The organism is Actinacidiphila paucisporea (assembly GCF_900142575.1).
In the GTDB taxonomy this organism is placed as follows: domain Bacteria; phylum Actinomycetota; class Actinomycetes; order Streptomycetales; family Streptomycetaceae; genus Actinacidiphila; species Actinacidiphila paucisporea.
The window spans coordinates 161,732-183,722 of record NZ_FRBI01000002.1; the positions used below are offsets into that span (position 1 = coordinate 161,732).

Here is a 21,991-nt window from a genome sequence, read left to right on the forward strand (position 1 = left end):
CCCGCCCGGTCACACGGAGGTGAGCAGTGTGCGGACCCGGGAGGAGCGGACGCCCGGGAGGAGGCGGCGGGCGATCGAGGCGACGGACGAGGCTTCCGTGGGGGAGCCGGCGCGGCGGAGGTTCACGGCGAGCTCGGCCTGGTAAAGGGCGAGGTTGCGGACGAAGTGCGGGTCCTGGAGGTGCACCGCGTGCCGGGCGGCCCCGGCAGCCCTGGCGGGCCGGCCCAGCGCCGCCCAGGCCTGCGCTTCGAGCCAGGCGAACTCGGCTTCGCCGAAGAAGCTCATCCAGGCGGGGTCGCGGTCGCGCGGCCCCCGCCCGTAGAGGCTGTGGGCCCGGGCGAGGGCGAGCTCGCAGCGGCGGAGTTCGCCGAGCCCGGCGAGCCCGGCGGCTTCGCGCAGGGCGAGGAGGGACAGCAGCCGGGGGGAGCCGAGGTCGCGGGCGAGGACCTGCGCGGCCTGCGCGGCGCGCAGGGCCTCCCGGTGGCAGCCGGCGTCCCTGGCCAGGAAGGACGTGTTGCAGAAGGCGTGCACTTCGAGCGCGGGGTCGGACGCCATCCGGGCGGTGGCGAGGGCTTCCGCGTAGTGGGACCGGGCCTCCGGCAGCCGCCCGGAGTCGTGGGCGAGCCAGCCGACCGAGATGGCCAGCTCCCCGGCCCCTGAGGCCAGCCTCGTCGCGGTGGCCGGGCTGTGGGTGGTCTCGTCGAGCAGGTGGTAGGCGCCGCGCAGCGCACTGGCGGCGGCGCTGTAGAGCCCGTCGCCGCCGTGGCGGTCGTCGTGCAGCCTGATCTGCCGTACGGCTTCGTGGACGGCGGCCACCTCCGCCGCGCCGGCCCGGGCGGGCCGGTCGGCGCGGGACAGCAGTGTGGTGGCGAAGGCGGCCGGGCCGCCGGTCATGAACGCGCGACGCTGCACGTCGCTCTCCTCGTACGCCGGATCGAGCGGGGCGGCGGGTGTCACGGCGCCGCGGCGGCCGCGTACCGCCTGCCGGGGCGCGAAGCCGAGGTCCGCGGGGCCGAGCCCGGGGAACATGTGGCGGAAGACCCGCTCGTAGGCGTAGTTGGGGCAGCGGATCTCGCCGCTTTCCAGCCGCCCGATGTAGCGGGCGTCGCAGCTGACGTGCTCGCCGATCTCGCGGGCGGCCCGCCGGACGGCCGCGGCGAATTCGGCCGGCGACCGGTCGCCGCGGAGCCGCCGGATCGCGGTGTTCACGGGCTGGGTGGGCGGGGCAGGGGACGGCGGCATGACGAGCTCCCACGACGTTCGGCGCCGCTCGGCGGCGGGACGAACGTACCGGCCGACGGGAAGCGCGAAATGGCTGATACCCACTGAAAAGGGATATATGGTGTGCGATCTGCCATGAAACGCCACCCCTTACGGCATGAAACGCACGTAGCCGTTGACGCCGTGCGGCGTTGTACGGGTGTGGCACAAGAACAGCGTGCGCCGATCCCCTCGTGAGGAGCGTTTGCCTTGTTGGACGTCAGCGGTACGCATACGTCGGGTCCGAGCGCGGAGCGCAGTGAACTGCCGCCTCCGTGCGATCTGGTGACCGTGCCGACCCGGCAGGGTCTCGAAGCGGTGGACCTGCTGCGGCACGGCAGCGGTGTCGGCCCGGTGCTGCACGACGACGCCGGCGCCAGCCTGGGCTTCCTGGTGCCGCGCGGCACCGCGGACTGCTGGGACCTGCCGGGCAGTTCGTGCACCCGCACCGACGGCCGCGGCCTGGTATTGGACGGGGCGCCGCCGGTCGCCGACTCTCGGTGGCTGCTGCCGCCGCGCACCGACACCGCGGTGACCGACCCCGCGGTGCTGCGGGCCGCGCTCGGCGAGGCCGCCAGGACCATCGAGCTGGTCGACGGCTGCCAGGGCCTGCGCGCGCACTAGCCGTCCTGCACCGATAATCGGCGCATGGCAGGCAAGAAAGAGCGCGGCGGCCGGGCCCGCACACCCGACGCGGTCACCGCGCAGGTCGGGGGCGGCGCCGCGGCCCTCGTACCGGACCGGGAGCGCCCGCACGCCTGGGCGCTGGTCGTCGAGGGCGCCCCGCAGTCCCATGTCGACCTGGCCGTGCCCGACCATCTCGGCTTCTCCTACCAGCGCAGGCTGGGCCACGTCATCGACCTGGTCGCGCCCCCGGGCATGCCGCTGCGGGTGCTCCACCTCGGCGGCGGCGGGCTGACCCTGGCCCGCTACACCGCCTACACGCGGCCGCGCTCCACCCAGCAGGTCATCGAGCTGGACTCGGCGCTGGTGGACCTGGTCAGGACGCATCTGCCGTGGGACCGCGGCTGGCGGATCAAGGTACGCGGCGGCGACGCGCGCGCCGGCCTGGCGAAGCTGCCGGACGGCTGGGCCGACCTGGTGATCGCCGACGTCTTCGGGGGCGCGCGCACCCCCGCCCACCTGACCAGCGCGGAATTCCTCGCGGACGTCCGCAGGGTGCTGCGGCCCGGCGGCGACTACGCCGCCAACCTCACCGACGGCGGCGCCCTGACCTTCCTGCGCGGCCAGATCGCCACGGTGCGCTCCGCCTTCGCCGAGGTCTGCCTCGCCGCCGACCCCGCCGTCCTGCGCGGCAAGCGCTTCGGCAACGCCGTGCTGTGGGCCGCCGACCACGACCTCCCCGTCGCCGACCTCACCCGCCGCGTCGCCACCGACCCCCACCCCGGCCGCGTCGAACACGGCCCCCCGCTGGCCGGTTTCACCGCCGGCGCGGCCGTGGTGACCGACGCCACCGCCCTCCCCTCACCTCCGCCGCCCCCCGACGCCTTCGGCTAGGACCGCTCGCCGCGCGAGGGTACGCGGAAAGCCGCGCTCACCGCGGGGGTTACTCCTCGTACGACTGCACCGCGGGCGGATGCCCGTTCCACGTGCAGAAAACCGTCGACGCCGAACCACCGGAGGTGAAGGTGACCCTCAGCCACCCGTCCTCCGGCCAGACCTGCATGTCCCACCCGGGGTTCGGCGTCGCCGAGACGAGCGTGGCCGTGCTCGGCCCGAGCGCGAGGACCACCCGGCCGCCCCGCATCGTGTAGCCGTGCACATGGCCGGGAGCCGAGGTGGAGGGCGACGAGGAGGGGGAGGGCGAGGCGGAACGGGACGGCGGGCGTGTGGACGGGCGGCGCCGGGCGGGGGTGGCCGGGGCGACCGTCCGGGGGCGGTGGGTCGAGGAGGCCACCGCGGGCGCCGTCACCGGCAGGGCGCGCGGCGGGTCGTAGGCGGTGCCCCGCAGCACGCTGTGGACGCCGAACCAGGACAGCGTCGCCGCCGCCGCGGTGGTCAGCGCCCAGACGCAGGTGTGGAGGAGCCCTCGGTGCACATCGGCCATACTGCCGCACCACGCGGCGGCGTAACACGCTAGGTTGCCGCGCATGGCAAGTGTGCTCGTGGTCGAGGACGACCAGTTCGTGCGCTCGGCCCTGATCCGGCATCTGACGGACGCGTCCCACACCGTACGCAGCGTGGGGACCGCGCTGGAGGCGCTGCGGGAGGTCGCACAGGTCGGGTTCGACGTGGTGATCCTGGATCTCGGGCTGCCCGACCTCGACGGGTCGGAGGCGCTCAAGATGCTGCGCGGGCTCAGCGACGTACCGGTGATCGTGGCGACCGCGCGGGACGACGAGGCGGAGATCGTCCGGCTGCTCAATGCGGGCGCCGACGACTACCTGGTGAAACCGTTCTCCGTGGAGCACCTGTCGGCCCGGCTGACGGCGGTGCTGCGCCGGGCGCGCAGCCGGTCGGCGGCGCCCGCGGCGGACGCGGTCATCGCGGTCGGCGGGCTGACCATCGACGTGCGGCGCAGACTGGCCGTGCTGGACGGGGTGACGCTGGACCTGACGCGGCGGGAGTTCGACCTGCTGAGCTTCCTGGCCGCCAGGCCCGGCGTGGTCGTGGCCCGGCGGGAGCTGCTCGCCGAGGTGTGGCAGCAGTCGTACGGCGACGACCAGACGATCGACGTGCATCTGTCGTGGCTGCGCAGGAAGTTGGGGGAGACCGCCGCGAGGCCCCGGTATCTGCACACGCTGCGCGGGGTGGGGGTCAAGCTGGAGCCGCCGGTATGAGGTGGTCCCTGGTCCGGGTCTCGCTGGCGGTCACGGCGATGGTGGTGATCGCCTTCGCGGTGCCGCTGGGCCTGGTGGTCAAGGAGCTGGCCAGGGACCGGGCGCTGACGAATGCCGAGCGGCAGGCCGCGGCCATCGCCCCCGCACTGGCGATCACCACCGACCGGGGGCAGTTGGAGCGGGCGGTGGCGACCACGCAGGCGGGGGCGATGCAGCGGATCGCGCTGCGCATCCCGCCGACCCGGGACACCGCGGAGGTGCGGATCGGGCAGCCGCACGCGGCGCGGGCCGCGCTGGACGGCGCCTCGGCGCACGGTGAGGCGGCCACGCTGCGGGTCGCGGGCGGCTACGCGCTGCTGCGGCCGACCGCGGTGGGATCGGGGACGATCGCGGTCGTCGAGGTCTTCGTGCCGGACGGCGACGTCACCCGGGGGGTGGCCACCGCGTGGCTGGTGCTCGCCGCGGTGGGTCTCGCGCTGATCGTCGGCTCGGTCGCCGTCGCGGACCGGCTGGGCAGCCGGATGGTGCGGCCCGCCGTGCAACTTGCTGGAGCGGCGCACCGGTTGGGGAAGGGGGACCTGGCGGTGCGGGTACCGGAGGCGGGGCCCGACGAGCTGCGGTCGGCCGCGGCCGCCTTCAACGCGATGGCCGACCAGGTGGTGCATCTGCTGGCCGCGGAAAGGGAGTTGGCCGCCGACCTGTCGCACCGGCTGCGTACGCCGCTGACCGTGCTGCGGCTCAACACCGCCTCGCTGGGCGAGGGTCCGGCCGCCGACCAGACCAGGGCCGCGGTCGCCCAGCTGGAGCGGGAGGTCGACCAGATCATCACGGCCGCGCGGGAGCAGCGCGTCCCCGCCTCGGCGGCCGGCTGCGACGCGGCGGAGGTGATCAGGGAGCGGATGGCCTTCTGGTCGGCGCTGGCGGAGGACGAGGCCCGCGAAGTGCGCACGGCGGGCGCCGACCGGCCGGTACGGGTCCCGGTGGCGCGGGGCGAACTGGCCGCCGCCCTCGACGCGATGCTCGGCAACGTCTTCCGGCACACCCCCGAGGGCACCGCCTTCGCCGTCGACGTGCACCGCGCGGACGACGCGGTGATCGTGCTGGTCTCCGACGCCGGGCCCGGGGTCGCGGACCCGGCGGCCGCGGTGCGGCGCGGCCACGGTGACGGCGGGCAGGGGTCGACGGGGCTCGGCCTGGACATCGTGCGCAGGGTCGCCGAGTCCACCGGCGGCGACATGCGGATCGGCCGCAGCGTGCTGGGCGGCGCGGAGATACGGGTCTGGCTCGCGCTCGGCGCACCCGCCGCTGTCGCACCCGGTCACAAGCGGCGCGGCAGGCCCGCCGCGCGCGGCCACCTTTAACGGGTCCCTTGCCGTTGCTTAAGCCCGCCATAAGAAGCCGCCGGGGCGTCCTGAACAGGGCTTTCGTCCGGCTGACTGCCGTTAGCGTGCAGCGCGTCACCCCCTCTCCCCGAACCGAGGCAGGCAGCACATGGCACGCACGCACCGTCGCCGTTCCCGTCGCAAGGTCCAGCTGACCGTCGCCGTCGCCGTCGCGGCGGCGCTCGCGGGCGGCGGCTTCGCCCTCGCGGGGTCCGCCGGCGCGGCCACGGTCGGGGCCGCGTACTCCAAGACCAGCGACTGGGGCAGCGGTTACACCGGGCAGTACGTGATCAGCAACTCCACCAGCGGCACCCTCAGCGGCTGGACGCTGACCTTCCAGCTGCCCGCGGGCACGGCGATCAGCTCGCTGTGGAACGGCACCTACACCGTGTCGGGGCAGACCGTGACGGTGAAGCCGGAGAGCTGGAACTCCTCGATAGCCGCCGGCGCGACGGCCGAGGTCGGCTTCGTGGCGAGCGCGACCGGGACCGCGGGCGACCCGCTCGGCTGCCTGATCAACGGTGCCAAGTGCTCGGTGGACAGCGGCCCGACGCCGACCCCCACCGGCCACCCCACGGCCACCCCCACCCCGACCCGGACCGCGACCCCCACCCCCACGGCGACCCCCACCGCCACCGCCACGACCGGCCCGGGCAGCGGCTCGGCCACCGGCGGCGGCTTCGCGCCCTACGTCGACACCTCGCTCTACCCGGCCTACGACCTGGTCGCCGCCTCCAAGGCAGGCGGCGTCAAGCAGTTCAACCTGGCCTTCGTCGTCTCCGGCGCCGGCTGCGTCCCCAAGTGGGGCGGTGTCACCGACCTCGGCAGCGACGCGGTCGCCGCCCAGATCGGCGCCCTGCGCGCGGCGGGCGGCGACGTCCGGGTCTCCTTCGGCGGCGCCAACGGTACGGAGCTGGCCTCGGCCTGCTCCTCGGCCGGCGACCTGGCGGCCGCGTACGGCAAGGTCGTCGACCGATACGGCCTGACGAAGGTCGACTTCGACGTCGAGGGCGGCGCGCTGCCCGACACCGCGGCCAACACCCGCCGCGCCCAGGCCGTCGCCCAGCTCCAGCGCGGCCACAGCGGACTCCAGGTCTCGTACACGCTGCCCGCGATGCCCACCGGGCTGACCCAGGACGGTATCGACCTGCTGTCGAACGCCAAGGCCAACGGCGTGGACGTGCACGCGGTCAACATCATGGCGATGGACTACGGGGCGTCCTTCACCGGCGACATGGGGCAGTACGCGATCGACGCCGCCACCGCGACCCAGGCGCAGGTCAAGAGCGTGCTCGGACTCTCCGACGCCGCCGCCTGGCAGAAGATCGCGGTCACCCCGATGATCGGCGTCAACGACGTCGCCACCGAGGTCTTCACCGTCGCCGACGCCGCCCGGCTGGTGGGCTTCGCCAGGGCCCAGGGCCTGGCCTGGCTGTCGATGTGGTCGGCGACCCGCGACAAGCAGTGCCCGGGCGGCGCCCAGAGCTGGGCCGACGCGAGCTGCAGCTCCGTCACGCAGAGCGCGGGTGCCTTCTCGCAGGCCTTCGCCGGCTACACCGGCTGACACCACGAGCCCGGTCCTCTCCCACCCCCACGGAAGAGGAACGGCAAGGAGCGGTACGGCAGCACCCTCGAACCGCCGTACCGCTCCTTTTTCTCCGTCCCCTCAGGACTTCCCGTCCTCCTCCGGCAGGTCCTGAAGGACGTTTCCGCGCGCCACCGAGGCGTACCAGTGGGCGCTCTGCTTGGGGATCCGGCGCTGCGTGCCGAAGTCCACGTAGACGGCGCCGAAGCGCTTGCTGTAGCCGTAGGACCACTCGAAGTTGTCCATCAGCGACCACAGGAAGTAGCCGCGGACGTCGGCGCCCGCGCTCAGCGCCTGGTGCACCGCGGACAGGTGGCCGTGCAGGTAGGCGATCCGCTCGGGGTCGTTGACCTGGCCCTCGGGCGAGATGTAGTCGTCGTAGGCGGCGCCGTTCTCGGTCACCATCATCGGCAGGCCCGGGTGCTCGCGGCTGATCCGCTGGATCAGGTCGCGCAGCCCCGTCGCGTCGACCGCCCAGCGCATCGCCGTGGTCTCGCCCGGGGGCAGGTGGAAGGCGACGTGCTCGGAGCCGGGCCACGGCGAGTAGTCGCTCGCGCCGTGCCCGTCGTTGCGCGGCGCCGAGGCGCCGTCGGAGTGCACCCGGCCGTCGGAGACCAGCGTCGGGGTGTAGTAGTTCAGGCCCAGCAGGTCGATGGGGCGGCCGATCTCGGCGAGGTCGCCGTCCTTGACCAGCGACTCCCAGTCGACCAGGTGGGCGGTGTCGTCCAGCAGGTCGGCGGGGTAGCCGTCGCCGAGGATCGGGCCCAGGAAGACCCGGTTGCCCACCGCGTCGATGCGGCGGGCCGCGTCCAGGTCGGCGGCGGAGTCGGTGAGCGGGCGGATCTGGTGCAGGTTGAGGGTGATCGAGGTCTGCGCTGTAGCGGGGAGAACGGAACGCAGAACCCCGATCGCCCGGCCGTGGGCGAGGTTGAGGTGGTGGACGGCCTTGAGCGCCGCCTCGGGCTCGGTGCGCCCGGGGGCGTGCACGCCCGAGCCGTAGCCGAGGTAGGCCGAGCACCACGGCTCGTTCATCGTCGTCCAGAAGGGCACCCGGTCGCCGAGCGCGTTCGCCATGATCCCGGCGTACTCGGCGAACCGCTCGGTGGTGTCGCGTACGGTCCAGCCGCCGACGTCCTCCAGGTCCTGCGGGAGGTCCCAGTGGTAGAGCGTGACGACCGGGGTGATGCCCTTGTCGAGCAGCTCGTCGGTGAGCTGCCGGTAGAAGTCGAGGCCGCGCTGCACCGCGGGGCCCCGGCCGGTCGGCTGGACGCGGGACCAGGACACCGAGAAGCGGTACGCGCCCAGGCCCAGATCCGCCATCAGGGCGACGTCGTCGCGGAACCGGTGGTAGTGGTCGGCAGCGATGTCGCCGGTGTCCCCGTTGCGGACCCGGCCCGGGGTGTGGCTGAAGGTGTCCCAGATCGAGGGCGTACGGCCGTCCTCGGCTGCGGCGCCCTCGATCTGATAGGCGGCGGTGGCCGCCCCCCAGACGAAGCCGGGGGGGAAGCGGAGCGAGGCCGGGCTGGCAGAAAGCTCCGGGCTCTCTGATCGGACAGCTGTCATAACGGGGGACTCCAGGGGAATCAGGGGGTAGTCGGGGGAGAAGGGGGCTCCCGCCGGCCCGCGCGGCACGAGGGTGCGGCCCCGCGGGCTGGGAGTTCAGCTCTTGACGGCACCCGCGGTGATGCCGCCGACGATGTGCTTGCCGAGGAAGGCGAAGACCAGGAGCAGCGGCAGTGTGGCGACCAGTGCGGCGGTGACGACCGCGGCGTGGTCGATGGTGTGGTTGCCGGAGCCGACGCCCGCCAGTGCGACCTGCACCGTCGGGTTCTGCTGGTTCAGTGCGATCAGCGGCCAGAAGAAGTCGTTCCAGGCCTGCACGAACACCAGCATGCCCAGCACGGCCATCGCGGGCCGGGCGATCGGGAAGACGACGTGCCACAGGATGCGCAGGCTGTGCGCTCCGTCGACCCGGGCGGCCTCCACCAGTTCGATGGGCAGCGCCTCGGAGAGGAACTGCCGCATGAAGAACACGCCGAAGGCGGCGACCAGCGACGGCAGGATGACGGACTGCAGGTGGCCGACCCAGCCCACGTTGGTGATGATCTGGTACAGCGGGATCACGCTGAGCTGCGGCGGGATCGTCATGGTGGCGACCACGATCATCAACAGGATGTTGCGCCCGCGGAACTGCAGCTTGGCGAAGGCGAATCCGGCCAGCGTCGCGAACAGCACGGTGGTCAGCGCGACACAGCCCGCCACGATGGTGGAGTTGATGAGGGCCGTGGTCATGTCGACCTCGTTCCACACCACCTTGAGGTTCTGCACCAGGTGGCTGCCGGGCAGCAGCGGGGTCGGCGGCTGGGTGATGTCGGTGTCGGTGTGCGACGCGGCGACGACCGTCCAGTAGAGCGGGAAGAGCGAGATCGCCGCGGCGACGATCAGCAGGACGTACGCGACGGGCCCGGCGTTCTGCTGCTTGCCCGCCCCGCCGGCCTTGACGCGCCGGCGGCGGGTGGGGACGGCGGAGGAGTGGCGCGGTCCCGCGGTCCGTGCGGCCTCGGTCAGTTGAGCCATGGTCAGGCCCCCAGCTTCCGGCGGTTGGAGCGCACGATCAGCAGGTTGACGGCGCCGATGAGCAGCAGGATCAGCAGCATCACCCAGGCCACGGCGGAGGCCTGGCCGAGTTCGCCGGTGTTCCAGCCCTTGTCGTACATGTAGAGGCTGAGCGTCTGGTACTGGTGGTCGGTGCCGCCGGTCACACCGACGCCGCCGCCGAACATCAGCGGCTCGCCGAACAGCTGGGTCGCGCCGATGGTGGAGACGATGATGGTGAACAGGATCGTCGGCCGGATCGACGGGATCGTGACGCTGATGAACTGCCGCCAGCGCGACGCGCCGTCCAGCGCGGCCGCCTCGTAGAGGTCGGCGGGCACGGCCTGCATCGCGGCCAGGTAGATCAGCGCGTTGTAGCCGGTCCAGCGCCAGGTCACGATGGTCGAGATGGCTATCTGGGCGGGCCACTTGGAGGACTCCCAGTCGACGTGGCCGAGCCCGATGTGGCCGAACAGCTGGTTGATCATCCCGTAGTCGGGGTTGAACATCTGGATGAAGACCAGCGTGGCGGCGGCGACCGAGGTGGCGTACGGCGCCAGCACCGCGACCCGGAAGAAGCCCCGGCCGCGCAGCTTGTAGTTGAGCAGGTGCGCGAGGCCCAGCGCGATCATCAGCTGCGGCACGGTGGAGATCACGCCGAGCGTGAAGGTGTTGCGCAGCGCCTTCCAGAAGAACTGGTTGTCCCACAGGCCGGTGTAGTTGTCGAAGCCGACCCACTTCGCGTGGGTGCCCAGCTCCACCTGGTGCAGCGAGAGCCAGCCGGTGTAGATCAGCGGGAAGAGGCCGAAGGCGGCGAAGAGGATGAAGAAGGGCGCCACGTAGGCGTACGGGGACGCCTTGGTGTCGAACCGGAAGAGCTTGGTGCGCCAGCCGGGAGGACGGCTGCCGCTCTTGTCTGACGTGCTCGGGGCGGGCCGGGACGACGGCGGGCTGCCGTCGGACGTCGCCCTGACGGAGGTGGCCACGAGTGGCGTCCTTCCCGTAGGGGTGCGGGCGGTGGACCGGGGGGCGGGGGGAGGGTTGTTCAGAAGTTGAAGTGGCCTGGGGCCGGATGCGTTCACTTCTCGCAGCAAGCCCTGAATACGGACCGCCCGGCAGGTGGGAGACACTGCCGGGCGGCCCCGCCTGGGTACTACTGGACGACGGTGTCCTTGATCTGGTTCACCGCGTTCGACCACGCCTTGTCCTTGGCCGTACCGCGCTTCTCCATGTCGAGGATGCCGTTCTTGGTGATGATGTCCTTGACGTTGCCGTCCCACGGACCGATCGGGGCCGGGGTGATGTTCTTGGCGGCACTCGCGAAGATCTTGCCCATCGGGGTGCTGGGGAAGTACGGGTTGACCAGGTTCTGCACGGCCGGGTCGCTCAGGGCCTGGGTCGAGGACGGGATGTTCCCGAACTTCTGGAAGACCTTGATCTCCTGCGCCGAGGCGGTCAGCCACTGCGCCAGCGCGGTCGCCTCCTTGACGTGCTTGCCGGACTTCGGCACGGCGAGGAACGAGCCGCCCCAGTTGCCGACCTGCGGCGGAGCCGCGACGTCCCACTTGCCCTTGCCCGCGTCACCGGAGTTGGTCGCCACCAGGCCGACCATCCAGCTCGGGCAGGTGACGGTGGCGAACTTGCCGGTCTTGAAGGCCGCCGCCCACGCGTTGGCCGGGTCCAGCTGCTGGTAGCCGGCCGTCAGGCCGTCCTGCACGGCTTCGGTGGCGATGTTCCACGCCGTCTTGACGCCCGCGCTGGTGTCGTAGATCAGCTTGCCGCTCGCGTCGGAGTACTGCGTCGGCTGGCTGGCGAGCACCGCGTTGAACAGGCCGCTGCCGGAGTCGGAGAACTTCATGCCCTTGGGCGCGGTCTTGCTGGCCGCGAACTGCTTGCCCAGGTCGATGAACTTCTGCCAGTCGCCGTTCCAGTTGGCCGCGAGGGTGTCGCGGTCGGTCGGCAGGCCGGCCTTCTGGAAGGCGTCCTTGTTGTAGCAGATCGCGGTCGGGCCCGCGTCCGTACCCACACCGATGACCTTGCCGTCGGAGGTGGTGGCCTGCTTCTCCTTGTACGGCAGCCAGTCCTCGGCCTTGAAGCCGTCGACCGTCTTGAAGTCCACGAACTTCGACGCGAGGTTCGGCTGGATGGCCAGACCGATGTAACCCACCTCGATGGCCTGGATGTCGTCCAGGCCGCTGTTCTGCGTCAGGTGGAGCTTCAGCGAGTTCCAGTACTGCTGGCCGTCGGCGACGGCGTCCTCAACGATCGTGATGTTGGGGTGCAGCTTGTGGTACTCGGCGTAGAGGGCCGCGCCGGTCTTGTCGTCGTAGCCGAACGAGCCGAAGTCGCCGACGTGCAGGGTGATCTTCTCGGTGGACGACGAGGAGCTGCTGCCGGAGCTGCCCTTGTCGTCCTTCTTGCTGTCGCTGCTGCAGCCGGTGATCAGGGTCGCGCAGGCTGCGAGACCCGCGACCGCGATGACGGCGGTCTTGCGGGTTCTGCCGGAAGTGCGCATTCCACTCTCCTTGTCAGGGTGGGTCAGCGTGCGGGTGGTGCGTGGGTCCCCGGGGGCGTACGAACGGATGGCGCTGTGGGAGCGCTCCCACGTAGGCTTTCCGGAACATTCACGCCTGGGAGGGGTCAGTGTCAAGATGTGAAGTCCATTTCGTTGCCGGAACGTGTCCGGAGCTGACTCTTGATTACTTCTTGAACGGAAGCTCCCGCCTGGGGCTTGTAGTGTGGGAGCGCTCTCAAGAACCGCTCCTGCGGGGAAGGACCGGGCGCTAAGGTGGCGCGAAATGAGTACAGGAGGCGGCAGTGGCCATGAACGGGCGGCACAGCGGACGTCCCACCCTTGAGGAGGTGGCGCTGCGCGCCGGAGTCGGGCGGGGCACGGTCTCCCGGGTGATCAACGGATCACCGCGGGTGAGCGACCGCGCGAAGGCCGCCGTCGAGGCCGCCATCGCCGAACTGGGGTACGTCCCCAACCGGGCGGCCCGGGCGCTGGCGGGCAACCGCACGGACGCCATCGCGCTGGTCATCCCGGAACCGGAGACCCGGCTGTTCGCCGAGCCGTACTTCTCCGACATCATCCGCGGCATCGGCGCGGAGCTGGCCGACACCGACATGCAGCTGCTGCTGACGCTGATCCGCACCCCCAAGGAGCGGGCGCGCTTCGCGCAGTACCTGGCAGCGCACCGGGTCGACGGGGTGCTGCTGGTCTCCGTGCACGAGGACGACCCGCTGCCCGACCTGCTGGAGCAGCTGGAGATGCCGGCGGTGCTCAACGGCCGGCGCAGCGATCTGGAGTCGGTCTCCTATGTCGACGCCGACAACGTCGGCGGCGCGCGGGCCGCGGTCGCCCACCTGATCGCCCGCGGGCGGCGGCAGGTCGCCACCATCACCGGGCCGCCGGACATGTACGTGGCGCGCAGCCGGCTCGACGGCTACCGGCAGGCCGTCGAGGCCGCGGCCGGCGGCCTGGACTCCGGCTTCGACACCGCGCTGGTCGCCCGCGGCGACTTCACCGAGGAGGGCGGCCGGCGGGCGATGCGCGAGCTGCTGGTCCGCCGCCCCGGCATCGACGCGGTCTTCGCCGCCTCCGACGTGATGGCCGCCGGCGCCAGGGCGGTGCTCCGCGAGACCGGCCGCCGGGTGCCCGACGACGTCGCGCTGGTCGGCTTCGAGGACTCGGCCATCGCCCGCCACATGGACCCGGCCCTCACCAGCGTCCGCCAGCCCACCGAGGAGATGGGCCGCACCATGGCCCGGGTCCTGCTGGAGGAGATCGCCGAGCGCGAGTCCGTACGCCGGCATGTGGTGCTGGCCACGGAACTGGTCCAGCGCGACTCGGTCTGAGGGCCCGCGCGGCCTCCCAGGCCCCGCGTGAGGCCGCGCGGCGGCCCCGCCGCCCCCGGACGGCGCAGGGGAGGCCCCCGGCGCCGCAGGGGCCCGCCACGGCCCTTCCGCACCCCGCTGAATGGGAGCGCTCCCGTGCCCGCGGCACGATTCCCCGAACGCCCGCACCGCGGGAACGCGCGGCGCGGACGGCGGACACCGGGCGGGCACGCCGTATACGCGCCGGGTCCGGGACGGCACGCCGCCGGGGGCGGGAGCCGGCACACGTGGGGCGTGTACCGGACCCGCCCCCGGCGGTTGTGGGGGGATGTGGGGGGTTCCGGGGAACGTCGGGGTGACCGCGGGAGGCTTGCCGGCGAGGGCCTAGAAGCCGACCGCGACCTCCATCCACTGGGGGTTCTGCTGGGAGGCGTAGGCGGCCTGGCCGGCGACGTCGTCGTACGGGAAGCCGTAGGCGAGGTGGTTGATGCCGTGGTCGTGCCAGTACTTGGCGTACCAGTTGGCCGGGTCGCCGCCGGTGTAGAACTTGGTCGGATCCTGCTGCTGGGCCGCCGGCAGGTTCGCGGTGTGCCGGTTGAGCGCCGCGCACTTCGCGGCGTCGGCGCCCATGGTGCCGGCGCAGCCGAAGATGTTCGACGTGGGCTCGTTCACGCCGACCGACTGGGCGTACGCCGTGTAGTAGTTGGCGTTGACGCCGCCCGCGCGGAAGCTCGGGTCGCTGCCCGGGGCGATGATCCGGTAGGGCGCCTGGGTCTGCGCGAGCACCTTGAACTGCTGCGGCACCGCGTTCTGGAAGGACTGGAAGACCTGGTCGCGGGACATGGTGAACAGGTCCTGGCTGTCACCGAGCTGGATGTCCTCGCCGCTGTGCGAGTGCAGCCTGATGGCCAGCGGCAGCGCCCACGCGTCCACGCGGGTGGTGTTGCCGTTGAAGACCGCCGCGCCGATGGTGAACTCGATGAAGTCGTTGTACTGGCTGGTCGGCGAGCCGACGTAGAAGTACATCCGGCCCGAGGAGTTCGCCGGCATGTCGAAGTACGGCTGGTCGGCGATGGAGTGCACCTGGCCGTTGAAGCTCCAGTAGACCTGGCTGTCCGGGTAGGCGCCGTTGGTCCGGTTGAGGATCTTCAGTTCCATCACGTTGTGCGCGGCCGGGATGTCGTCCGTGGTGCCCCAGAAGGAGTCGGGCGGCGTCGTCGTGCCGCCGGTGGTCCCGCCGGTGGTCGATCCGCCGCCGTTGGTGTGCACCTGGAACTCCCACAGGGAGTCGCCGTAGGCGGTGGCGCGGGCGGTGGCGTTGACCCGGATGTAGCGGCCGGTGCCGGTCACGTTCAGGTTCTGCACGCCACCGGTGGAGGTGGTGGTGGAGTAGATCGTGGTCCAGGTGCCTGACGGGTTGTCGGTGACCTGGATCTGGTAGGCGGTCGCGTAGGCCGCCTCCCAGTTCAGGCCGACGCCGCAGACCTGCTGCGAGGAGCCGAGGTCGACCTGGAGCCACTGCGGGTCGGAGAAGGTGCTCGACCAGCGGGTGCCGGTGTTGCCGTCGACGGCCGCCGAGGCGGGGGTGCCGGCGTTCTCCGCGGACGAGGCGGTGGCCGTCTTGCCCTGGGCGGTGTTCGCGGTGCCGCACGCCGAGGGGCTGGTCGCGCCGCCGGCGCCGTAGACCTGGAACTCCCACAGCGAGTAGCCGTACTGGGTGGCCCGGACGGTCCCGTTGACCCGCACGTAGCGGCCGGAACCGTTTACGGCCAGGTTCTGCACGCCGCCGGTGCCGGTGGTGGTGGAGTAGACGTTCGTCCAGGTCGTGCCGTTGTCGGACGTCTGGACGGTGAAGGCCTTGGCGTACGCGGCCTCCCAGTTGAGCGTCACCTGGTTGATGGCCTGGCTGCTGCCGAGGTCGACCTGGATCCACTGGGGGTCGGCGGCCGCGCTGGACCAGCGGGTGCCGGTGTTGCCGTCGACGGCCGCGGAGGCGGGCGTGCCGGCGTTCTCGGTCGACGACGCGGTGGCCGGCTTGCCCTGCGAGAGCAGGGTGCCCGCGGCGCGCGCCGGTGACTGCGAGGTCACCACGAGGACGAGCCCCGCCAGCAGGGCGAGCAGGGCGGTGAGCACCAGATACGGCTGGCGTCCGCGGTGGCGCCCTGGCCGTCGGCGCACCAGTAGGGAAGTGCTGCCTGACATGTGTTCTCCTCAACCGGGTGGGGGTCCGTGACGGAGGCCACCAGAGCGCGGTGAGAGCGCTCTCTTGGCGAGGTGATGTTTACAAGGCGCGTACATCCGCGTCAATAAGTTGTTCAATAATGGCCAGTTGAGACTTCGCGCGACTACGAGACTCGAACGGACGCGCTCACGGCCGACGCCGGCTCAGCCCCTGCTCAGACGGCTGATCGGGCGCGGTGGAGCCCCTGTTCGGCATCGGCTGCCCGTCCGGCGGACATGAGGGAGGGGCGGGCCCGTGCACGCCATCCATGCACGGGACCGCCCCCGTTCTCGGGGTGCCGCCGGGGTCAGCCCAGCGACGCCAGGTGGTTCTTCAGGCCGAGGCCGTATGCGGTCGGGGTGCCGTCGTAGGCGGAGATCAGCGACGGGCCCGACGAGCAGTCCCAGGTGTTCCAGGTCCACCCGAGATAGGACAGCTGGTGCGCGTCCAGCCAGTTCATGAAGCTGTCCACGAACGAGTGGGCGCAGGTGTTCTCGCCCATCTCACCGGCCACCAGCGGCACCTTGGCCGCGACCGGCGCCAGCTGGGAGTCCCAGCAGGAGGTGTTCGCGCACGAGTTGAAGTTGTATACGTGCACGGCCGCGGCCAGGTTGCCGGTCGGATCGGTCGGCTCGTGGGCGAGCCAGCCGGTCAGGTCGTTGGAGTAGGCCAGGCCGCCGAGCAGGACCACGTTCTGCGCGCCGGTGCCGCGTACCGCGTCCAGCATGTCCTGCATACCCGCGACGGGGTAACTGATGCCGGGGCAGGTGCCGCCGTCCTTCCAGCAGGACCAGGCCTGCTCGGTGGTGGAGGTGGCGCGGTCCGGGTAGGGCTCGTTGAACAGGTCGAAGACGATCGAGGTGTTCGACTTGAAGGTGTTCGCCACGCTGGTCCAGAACGGCACCGCGTACTGCGCGTCCGGCATCGGCTTCTGGCAGGTCGCGTTGACGTCCGTGCAGCCGGCCGAGTTGCCGGTGTAGGTGCCGTGCGTCCAGTGCAGCTCGACGATCGGCGTGATGCCGTGCGCGACCAGCCGGTTGACCCAGCCGGTGATCGCCGCGATGTAGTTGGCGCCGCCGTCGGCCGCCGGGACGTACGACAGGCCCTCCCAGCAGTCCTCGTTGAGCGGGACCCGGACCGCCGTGACGCCCTTCCAGCTCTTGATCGCGTTGATGGCCGTGTCGTCCACCGGGCCGTCGAAGATCCCGTTGCCCTGCGAGCAGGCGAACTCGGTGCCGGAACGGTTCACGCCGTGGAGGACGACCTGCTTGCCGGTGGAGTCGACCAGCTTGTTTCCGGCCACGTGCAGCTTGGGCGGCGCGGTGTCACCGCCGGGGGGCGTGGTGGGCGGGGTGGTCGGCGGCGTCGTGGGGGGCGTCGTCGGCGGGGTGGTCGGGGGTGTGGTGGGCGGCGTGGTCGGCGGTGTCGTCGTCGGCTGGCCGACCGCCGTGCAGGCGGCGCCGTTGAGCGTGAAGCCGGTCGGCAGCGGGTTCTTGCCCGACCAGCTGCCGAGGAAGCCCGCGCTGACCGTGCCGCCGGTCGGGATGGCACCGTTGTACGACAGCGAGGTGGCGTGCACGGTCGCGCCGGACTGGGTCCAGGTGGCGTTCCAGCCCTGGGTCACCTTCTGGCCGGCGGCGAAGCCGAAGCTCAGGTCCCAACTGGTGGTCGCCGCACCGGTGTTGGCTATGACAACGTTGCCCTGGAAGCCGGTGTCCCACTGGTTGGTGACCGTGTAGGTGACCGAACAGGCCGGTGCGGCACCGGCCGCGGGGCTGGTGAGCGCGGGGAGCAGCGCGGCGGCCGTGGCCGCCGTGGTGACGGCGGCGATGGCGAGCGCCGCGGTGCGCGTGGGTCGTCGCATGTGCGACTCCTCATGATGTGGGGGATCGAGAGAAATCGAGTGAACGAAAGAGTGGACGCGCTCCCACTGGTCCGCCGCAGACCTTAGCGCCAAGTCCCTCCCAATGGTAGAGGGGTGTTTCGCCGGCGCGGGCTGTCTGGCGGCTGACGCAGACGGAGCCCGGTCAACAGGCGTTTCTGGTGCACCTCTTGACAGTTCTTCATCAACGCCTTGATGGTGGGAGCGCTCCCACTGGTTCACAGCTTCATCGCCCAACCCATCCCCCCACGAGAACCGCGAGGAGGACCTCTCGCATGTCCGGAGGAAGACCGATCAGAACGCGGACCAGGCGACTGCTGACCGCGCTGACCGCCGCGCTCGCCCTGCCGCTCGGCCTGACCATGGCCACCGGCAGCGGTGTCGCGCACGCGGCCGGCCTGCAGTGCAGCGTCGACTACACGACCAATGACTGGGGTTCCGGTTTCACCGCGAACACCAAGATCACCAACCTCGGCACCGCCGCGATCGACGGCTGGACACTGACGTACTCCTACGCCGGCAACCAGACACTGCAGAGCGGCTGGAACGGCACCTGGTCGCAGTCCGGCAAGGCCGTCACTGTCAAGTCGCTGGACTGGAACAAGACAATCGCGCCCAGCGCGAACGTCACCGCGAGTGCCAACTTCAACTACAGCGGCACCAATGCCGCGCCGACCAGTTTCACCGTGAACGGCACGGTCTGCGGGGGCGCGCACCAGCCGCCGCTTCCGGTGCTCACCAGCCCGTCGGCCGGTGCGACCTTCAGTGCGGGCGCCACCATCCCGCTGGCCGCGACCGCGGTCGCCGCGGACTCGGCGACCATCACCAAGGTCGAGTTCTACAGCGACACCACGCTGCTGGGCACCGACACCACCGCGCCCTACTCGGTCAACTGGGCCTCGGTGCCGGCCGGTGACTACTCGCTCTACGCCAAGGCCTACGACAGCCTCGGCGCCTCCGCGGAGTCCACCCCGGTGGGCGTGCACGTCGCGACCGGCCCGGCGATCGTCGCCTCGCCGACGACCGTGTCCGTCCAGCAGGGCAAGACCGGCACCTTCGGCGTGAAGCTGTCCAGCGCCCCCGCGGCGAACGTGACGGTCGCCGTGGCGCGCACCGCGGGCAACAGCTCGCTGAGCGTCCAGTCCGGGGCCAGCCTCACCTTCACCCCGGCGAACTGGTCGACCGCGCAGAACGTCACCGTCGCGGCCGCGGCCACCGGTACGGGCTCGGCGACCTTCTCGGCGACCGCGACCGGCTACAGCACGGCGGCCGTCACGGTCAACGAGATCAGCGCGACCAGCGGCGCCTACGCCGCGCGGTTCCTGTCGCTCTACGGGAAGATCACCGACCCGGCCAGCGGCTACTTCTCGCCCCAGGGTGTTCCCTACCACTCGGTCGAGACGCTGATCGTCGAGGCGCCGGACTACGGTCACGAGACCACGTCCGAGGCGTACTCGTACATGATCTGGCTGCAGGCGATGTACGGCCAGGTCAGCGGCGACTGGACCAAGTTCAACGCGTCGTGGGCGACCATGGAGCAGTACATGATCCCCACCCACGCGGACCAGCCGACGAACAGCTTCTACAACCCCAACTCGCCGGCCACCTACGCCCCCGAGCACCCGCTGCCGTCCGACTACCCCTCGCAGCTGGACAGCAGCGTCAAGTCCGGTGTCGACCCGATCGCGGGCGAGCTGAAGTCGGCCTACGGCACGGACGACATCTACGGCATGCACTGGCTGCAAGATGTGGACAACATCTACGGCTTCGGTGACACGCCCGGTGGCGGCTGCGAGCTCGGCCCGACGGCCAAGGGCCCGTCGTACATCAACACCTTCCAGCGCGGTGAGCAGGAGTCGGTGTGGGAGACCGTGCCGCAGCCGACCTGCGACGCGTTCAAGTACGGCGGCAAGAACGGCTACCTCGACCTGTTCACCGGGGACTCGGCCTACTCGCAGCAGTGGAAGTACACCGACGCACCCGACGCCGACGCGCGCGCGATCCAGGCCGCCTACTGGGCGGACACCTGGGCCAAGGCGCAGGGCAAGGGCGCCGACGTCGCGGCCACCGTCGCCAAGGCCGGCAAGATGGGTGACTACCTGCGGTACTCGTTCTTCGACAAGTACTTCAAGAAGATCGGCAACTGCACCAGCCCGACCACCTGCCCGGCAGGCACCGGCAAGGACAGCGAGCACTACCTGCTGTCCTGGTACTACGCCTGGGGCGGCTCGTCCGGCTCCGGCGGCGGCTGGGCCTGGCGCATCGGTGACGGCGCCTCGCACTTCGGCTACCAGAACCCGCTGGCGGCCTACGCGCTGACCACCGACCCGGCCATGGCGCCGAAGTCGACCACCGGCAAGCAGGACTGGACCACCAGCCTGGGCCGGCAGCTGGAGTTCTACCAGTGGCTGCAGTCCAACGAGGGTGCCATCGCCGGTGGCGCCACCAACAGCTGGAACGGCTCCTACGGCACGCCCCCGGCCGGCACGCCCACCTTCTACGGGATGGCGTACGACTGGGAGCCCGTCTACCACGACCCGCCGTCGAACCAGTGGTTCGGCATGCAGGCCTGGTCGATGGAGCGGGTCGCGGAGTACTACCAGCAGACCGGTGACGCCAAGGCCAAGGCCATCCTCGACAAGTGGGTGACCTGGGCGATCTCCCAGACCACCATCAACGCGGACGGCACCTTCAAGATCCCGTCCGACCTCCAGTGGACCGGCGCGCCGGACACCTGGAACGCGAGCAGCCCGGGCAAGAACACCGGCCTGCACGTGACGGTCTCGGCGTACGGCAACGACCTGGGCGTCGCGGCGGCCTACGCCAAGACGCTGTCCTACTACGCCGCCAAGTCCGGCAACGCCGCGGCCAAGACCACCGCCAAGGCACTGCTCGACGGCATGTGGGGCAATTACCAGGACCCGCTGGGCATCGCCACCCCCGAGACGCGGAAGGACTTCAGCCGGTTCAACGACCCGGTCTACGTGCCGTCCAGCTTCTCCGGCACGATGCCCAACGGTGACAAGATCAACTCGAGTTCCACCTTCATCGAGCTGCGGTCCTTCTACAAGAACGACCCCAACTGGCCGAAGGTGCAGGCGTACCTCAACGGCGGCAACGCGCCGAGCTTCACCTATCACCGCTTCTGGGCCCAGGCGGACATCGCGATGGCGATGGGTGCCTACGGCCTGCTCTTCGGCGAGTGACACCACGCCCCGGCGGGAGCCGGGACGGGAGATGACCCGGGTTTCCTGACAGTCACCCGGCCCGTCCCGGCCCCCCGCCGGACCCGGGCCGCGGCCCCGCCCCTCCACCGGCACTCGGAGGGTGCGGGGCCGCGGTACGTCCCGTCACACCGCCCTTCGGCACCCGCAGCGCGTCCCAGGCGGGCTTCCTAGAGGTGGGCTCTTTGGGGGCGGGCTTTTGCGGGGCGGGCGGCTTCGGTACGGGAGCCTTCGGTACGGGCGGCTTCGGTACGGGCGGCTTCGGAACGGGCGTTGTGCCGGGGTGGATGGCGAGTCGGGCCTTCACCTCGTCGCGGAAGCGGACGATGTCGAAGGAGGGGTCGTTCTTCCGGTCGCTCCACTCGGCGTGCGCGATGACGGACTTCTCGGACCACCCGTGGTGGCGGCAGACGGCCGCCGCCCACCTCACCGCGGCCTGGCGCTGCGCCGCCGGGTACGGGTCCTCCCCGTCCCCCCAGTTGCTGATCTCCAGGCCGTAGAAGTGCGCGTTCCCGTCGGTCGCACCGGGGGAGCCCTCGTGGAAGCGCGTGGCGGGCGGCCTGCTGCCGTAGTCGTCGCCGACCACCGCGGCCAGTACGGCCGGGTCGCCGCCGCCCGCGTGGTTGGTCCGGCCGTTGCCGGTCATCGTGACGACACCGGACTTGGCGAGGTAGCAGTGCGCCAGGGGCCCCGGCAGGTCGGCGCGGCCGCCCCAGACCACACCGGCGTCACCGGGTGCCCCGCCCCCGGTGTGGTGGATCACCACCCCGTTCACCGGCCCCCAGGGGCCGTGCCCGGCACGGTTGTGGCTGCGCCAGCCGGGATGCTCGGCGACGGTGACCCCCTCGGCCTCGAGCACGGCGAGGAATCGGTCCGCGGACATCGGAGCGGCCATCCGGCCACCTCTTTCGGAGCGTTCTGGCGGGAGGGTCGGCACCACGGCGATCGGGTCTCCCGCGACGCCGGGGGCTATGGCGGTCTCTGGTCTCCCGCGACGCCCGTACGGCGGTCAGGTCTCCCGTGACGCCGGGACGGCGGCGGTCAGGTCGCCCGCGGCATCCGGGACTTCGGTGATCAAGTCCGATATATCCGCGCGATTCCCTTACTGTCCCAGACCCCGCACCGGCGCCGCAGCAAAACCGGGCGGCCGCCGGCGCGGGAGGTCGCCGGAAGCCCGGCAGAGACGACGAAATGCGGCGGAGAC

16 protein-coding genes are annotated in these 21,991 nt (G+C 71.5%); 7 read left to right on the forward strand and 9 right to left on the reverse strand.

Translation table 11 applies throughout. The features are described from left to right. Positions 1 to 9: 9 nt before the first annotated feature. Positions 10 to 1,242, reverse strand: a complete 1,233-nt coding sequence (locus tag BUE44_RS03915; protein WP_073493724.1) for a transcriptional regulator — start codon at positions 1,240 to 1,242, stop codon at positions 10 to 12. A 228-nt stretch (positions 1,243 to 1,470) separates the two neighbouring features. On the opposite strand from BUE44_RS03915, the gene BUE44_RS03920 reads away from it, so the two are divergent. Together BUE44_RS03920 and BUE44_RS03925 are read left to right on the forward strand one after the other, a co-directional pair. Continuing rightward, on the forward strand, positions 1,471 to 1,884 hold the full coding sequence (locus tag BUE44_RS03920; RefSeq protein ID WP_073493726.1) for a hypothetical protein: 414 nt from the start codon (positions 1,471 to 1,473) through the stop codon (positions 1,882 to 1,884). 24 nt (positions 1,885 to 1,908) lie between these two features. After that, positions 1,909 to 2,778 (forward strand): spermidine synthase, encoded by an 870-nt coding sequence (locus BUE44_RS03925; RefSeq protein ID WP_073493729.1) that lies wholly within the window; start codon positions 1,909 to 1,911, stop codon positions 2,776 to 2,778. A 49-nt stretch (positions 2,779 to 2,827) separates the two neighbouring features. On the opposite strand, the gene BUE44_RS03930 is transcribed toward BUE44_RS03925, so the two are convergent. Then, positions 2,828 to 3,328 carry a hypothetical protein gene (locus tag BUE44_RS03930; protein ID WP_200804325.1) on the reverse strand — a complete coding sequence of 167 codons (501 nt, stop codon included), beginning with the start codon at positions 3,326 to 3,328 and terminating at the stop codon, positions 2,828 to 2,830. Positions 3,329 to 3,371: 43 nt separating this feature from the next. Here BUE44_RS03930 and BUE44_RS03935 point away from each other — a divergent pair, with 43 nt between their 5' ends. The 3 genes from BUE44_RS03935 (at position 3,372) to BUE44_RS03945 (ending at position 7,007) form a co-directional block, all read left to right on the forward strand. After that, on the forward strand, positions 3,372 to 4,061 hold the full coding sequence (locus BUE44_RS03935) for a response regulator transcription factor (RefSeq protein ID WP_073493731.1): 690 nt from the start codon (positions 3,372 to 3,374) through the stop codon (positions 4,059 to 4,061). Then, entirely contained in the window at positions 4,058 to 5,422 is a 1,365-nt protein-coding gene (locus tag BUE44_RS03940) for a sensor histidine kinase (RefSeq protein WP_073493733.1), read from the forward strand. Before BUE44_RS03935 ends, BUE44_RS03940 begins: the two co-directional genes overlap by 4 nt. A gap of 130 nt (positions 5,423 to 5,552) precedes the next feature. Continuing rightward, on the forward strand, positions 5,553 to 7,007 hold the full coding sequence (locus tag BUE44_RS03945; protein ID WP_073493736.1) for a cellulose binding domain-containing protein: 1,455 nt from the start codon (positions 5,553 to 5,555) through the stop codon (positions 7,005 to 7,007). Positions 7,008 to 7,109: 102 nt separating this feature from the next. Here BUE44_RS03945 and BUE44_RS03950 read toward each other — a convergent pair whose 3' ends face one another. From BUE44_RS03950 to BUE44_RS03965, 4 genes are all read right to left on the reverse strand, one after another. Next, complete coding sequence (locus tag BUE44_RS03950) at positions 7,110 to 8,591, reverse strand: glycoside hydrolase family 1 protein (protein ID WP_073493738.1); 1,482 nt, start codon at positions 8,589 to 8,591, stop codon at positions 7,110 to 7,112. A gap of 96 nt (positions 8,592 to 8,687) precedes the next feature. Further along, positions 8,688 to 9,605, reverse strand: a complete 918-nt coding sequence (locus BUE44_RS03955) for a carbohydrate ABC transporter permease (RefSeq protein ID WP_073493740.1) — start codon at positions 9,603 to 9,605, stop codon at positions 8,688 to 8,690. 2 nt (positions 9,606 to 9,607) lie between these two features. Next, a complete protein-coding gene (locus tag BUE44_RS03960; protein ID WP_073493742.1) occupies positions 9,608 to 10,609 on the reverse strand; it encodes a carbohydrate ABC transporter permease in 1,002 nt (333 codons plus the stop codon). 167 nt (positions 10,610 to 10,776) lie between these two features. After that, positions 10,777 to 12,138, reverse strand: a complete 1,362-nt coding sequence (locus tag BUE44_RS03965) for an ABC transporter substrate-binding protein (protein ID WP_073493745.1) — start codon at positions 12,136 to 12,138, stop codon at positions 10,777 to 10,779. A 308-nt stretch (positions 12,139 to 12,446) separates the two neighbouring features. Between BUE44_RS03965 and BUE44_RS03970 the strand changes: the two genes are divergently transcribed. Continuing rightward, positions 12,447 to 13,481 (forward strand): LacI family DNA-binding transcriptional regulator, encoded by a 1,035-nt coding sequence (locus BUE44_RS03970; RefSeq protein WP_073493747.1) that lies wholly within the window; start codon positions 12,447 to 12,449, stop codon positions 13,479 to 13,481. A gap of 363 nt (positions 13,482 to 13,844) precedes the next feature. Here BUE44_RS03970 and BUE44_RS03975 read toward each other — a convergent pair whose 3' ends face one another. Together BUE44_RS03975 and BUE44_RS03980 are read right to left on the reverse strand one after the other, a co-directional pair. Beyond that, on the reverse strand, positions 13,845 to 15,662 hold the full coding sequence (locus BUE44_RS03975) for a discoidin domain-containing protein (RefSeq protein ID WP_073493749.1): 1,818 nt from the start codon (positions 15,660 to 15,662) through the stop codon (positions 13,845 to 13,847). Between the two features lie 326 nt (positions 15,663 to 15,988). Then, positions 15,989 to 17,545: a cellulose binding domain-containing protein gene (locus BUE44_RS03980; RefSeq protein ID WP_079189469.1), complete on the reverse strand. Its 1,557-nt coding sequence runs from the start codon at positions 17,543 to 17,545 to the stop codon at positions 15,989 to 15,991. A gap of 293 nt (positions 17,546 to 17,838) precedes the next feature. Between BUE44_RS03980 and BUE44_RS03985 the strand changes: the two genes are divergently transcribed. Then, positions 17,839 to 20,769 carry a glycoside hydrolase family 48 protein gene (locus tag BUE44_RS03985; RefSeq protein ID WP_073493751.1) on the forward strand — a complete coding sequence of 977 codons (2,931 nt, stop codon included), beginning with the start codon at positions 17,839 to 17,841 and terminating at the stop codon, positions 20,767 to 20,769. 52 nt (positions 20,770 to 20,821) lie between these two features. Here BUE44_RS03985 and BUE44_RS37765 read toward each other — a convergent pair whose 3' ends face one another. Then, on the reverse strand, positions 20,822 to 21,682 hold the full coding sequence (locus tag BUE44_RS37765) for a peptidoglycan recognition protein family protein (RefSeq protein WP_073493753.1): 861 nt from the start codon (positions 21,680 to 21,682) through the stop codon (positions 20,822 to 20,824). Between the last annotated feature and the right edge of the window lie 309 nt (positions 21,683 to 21,991).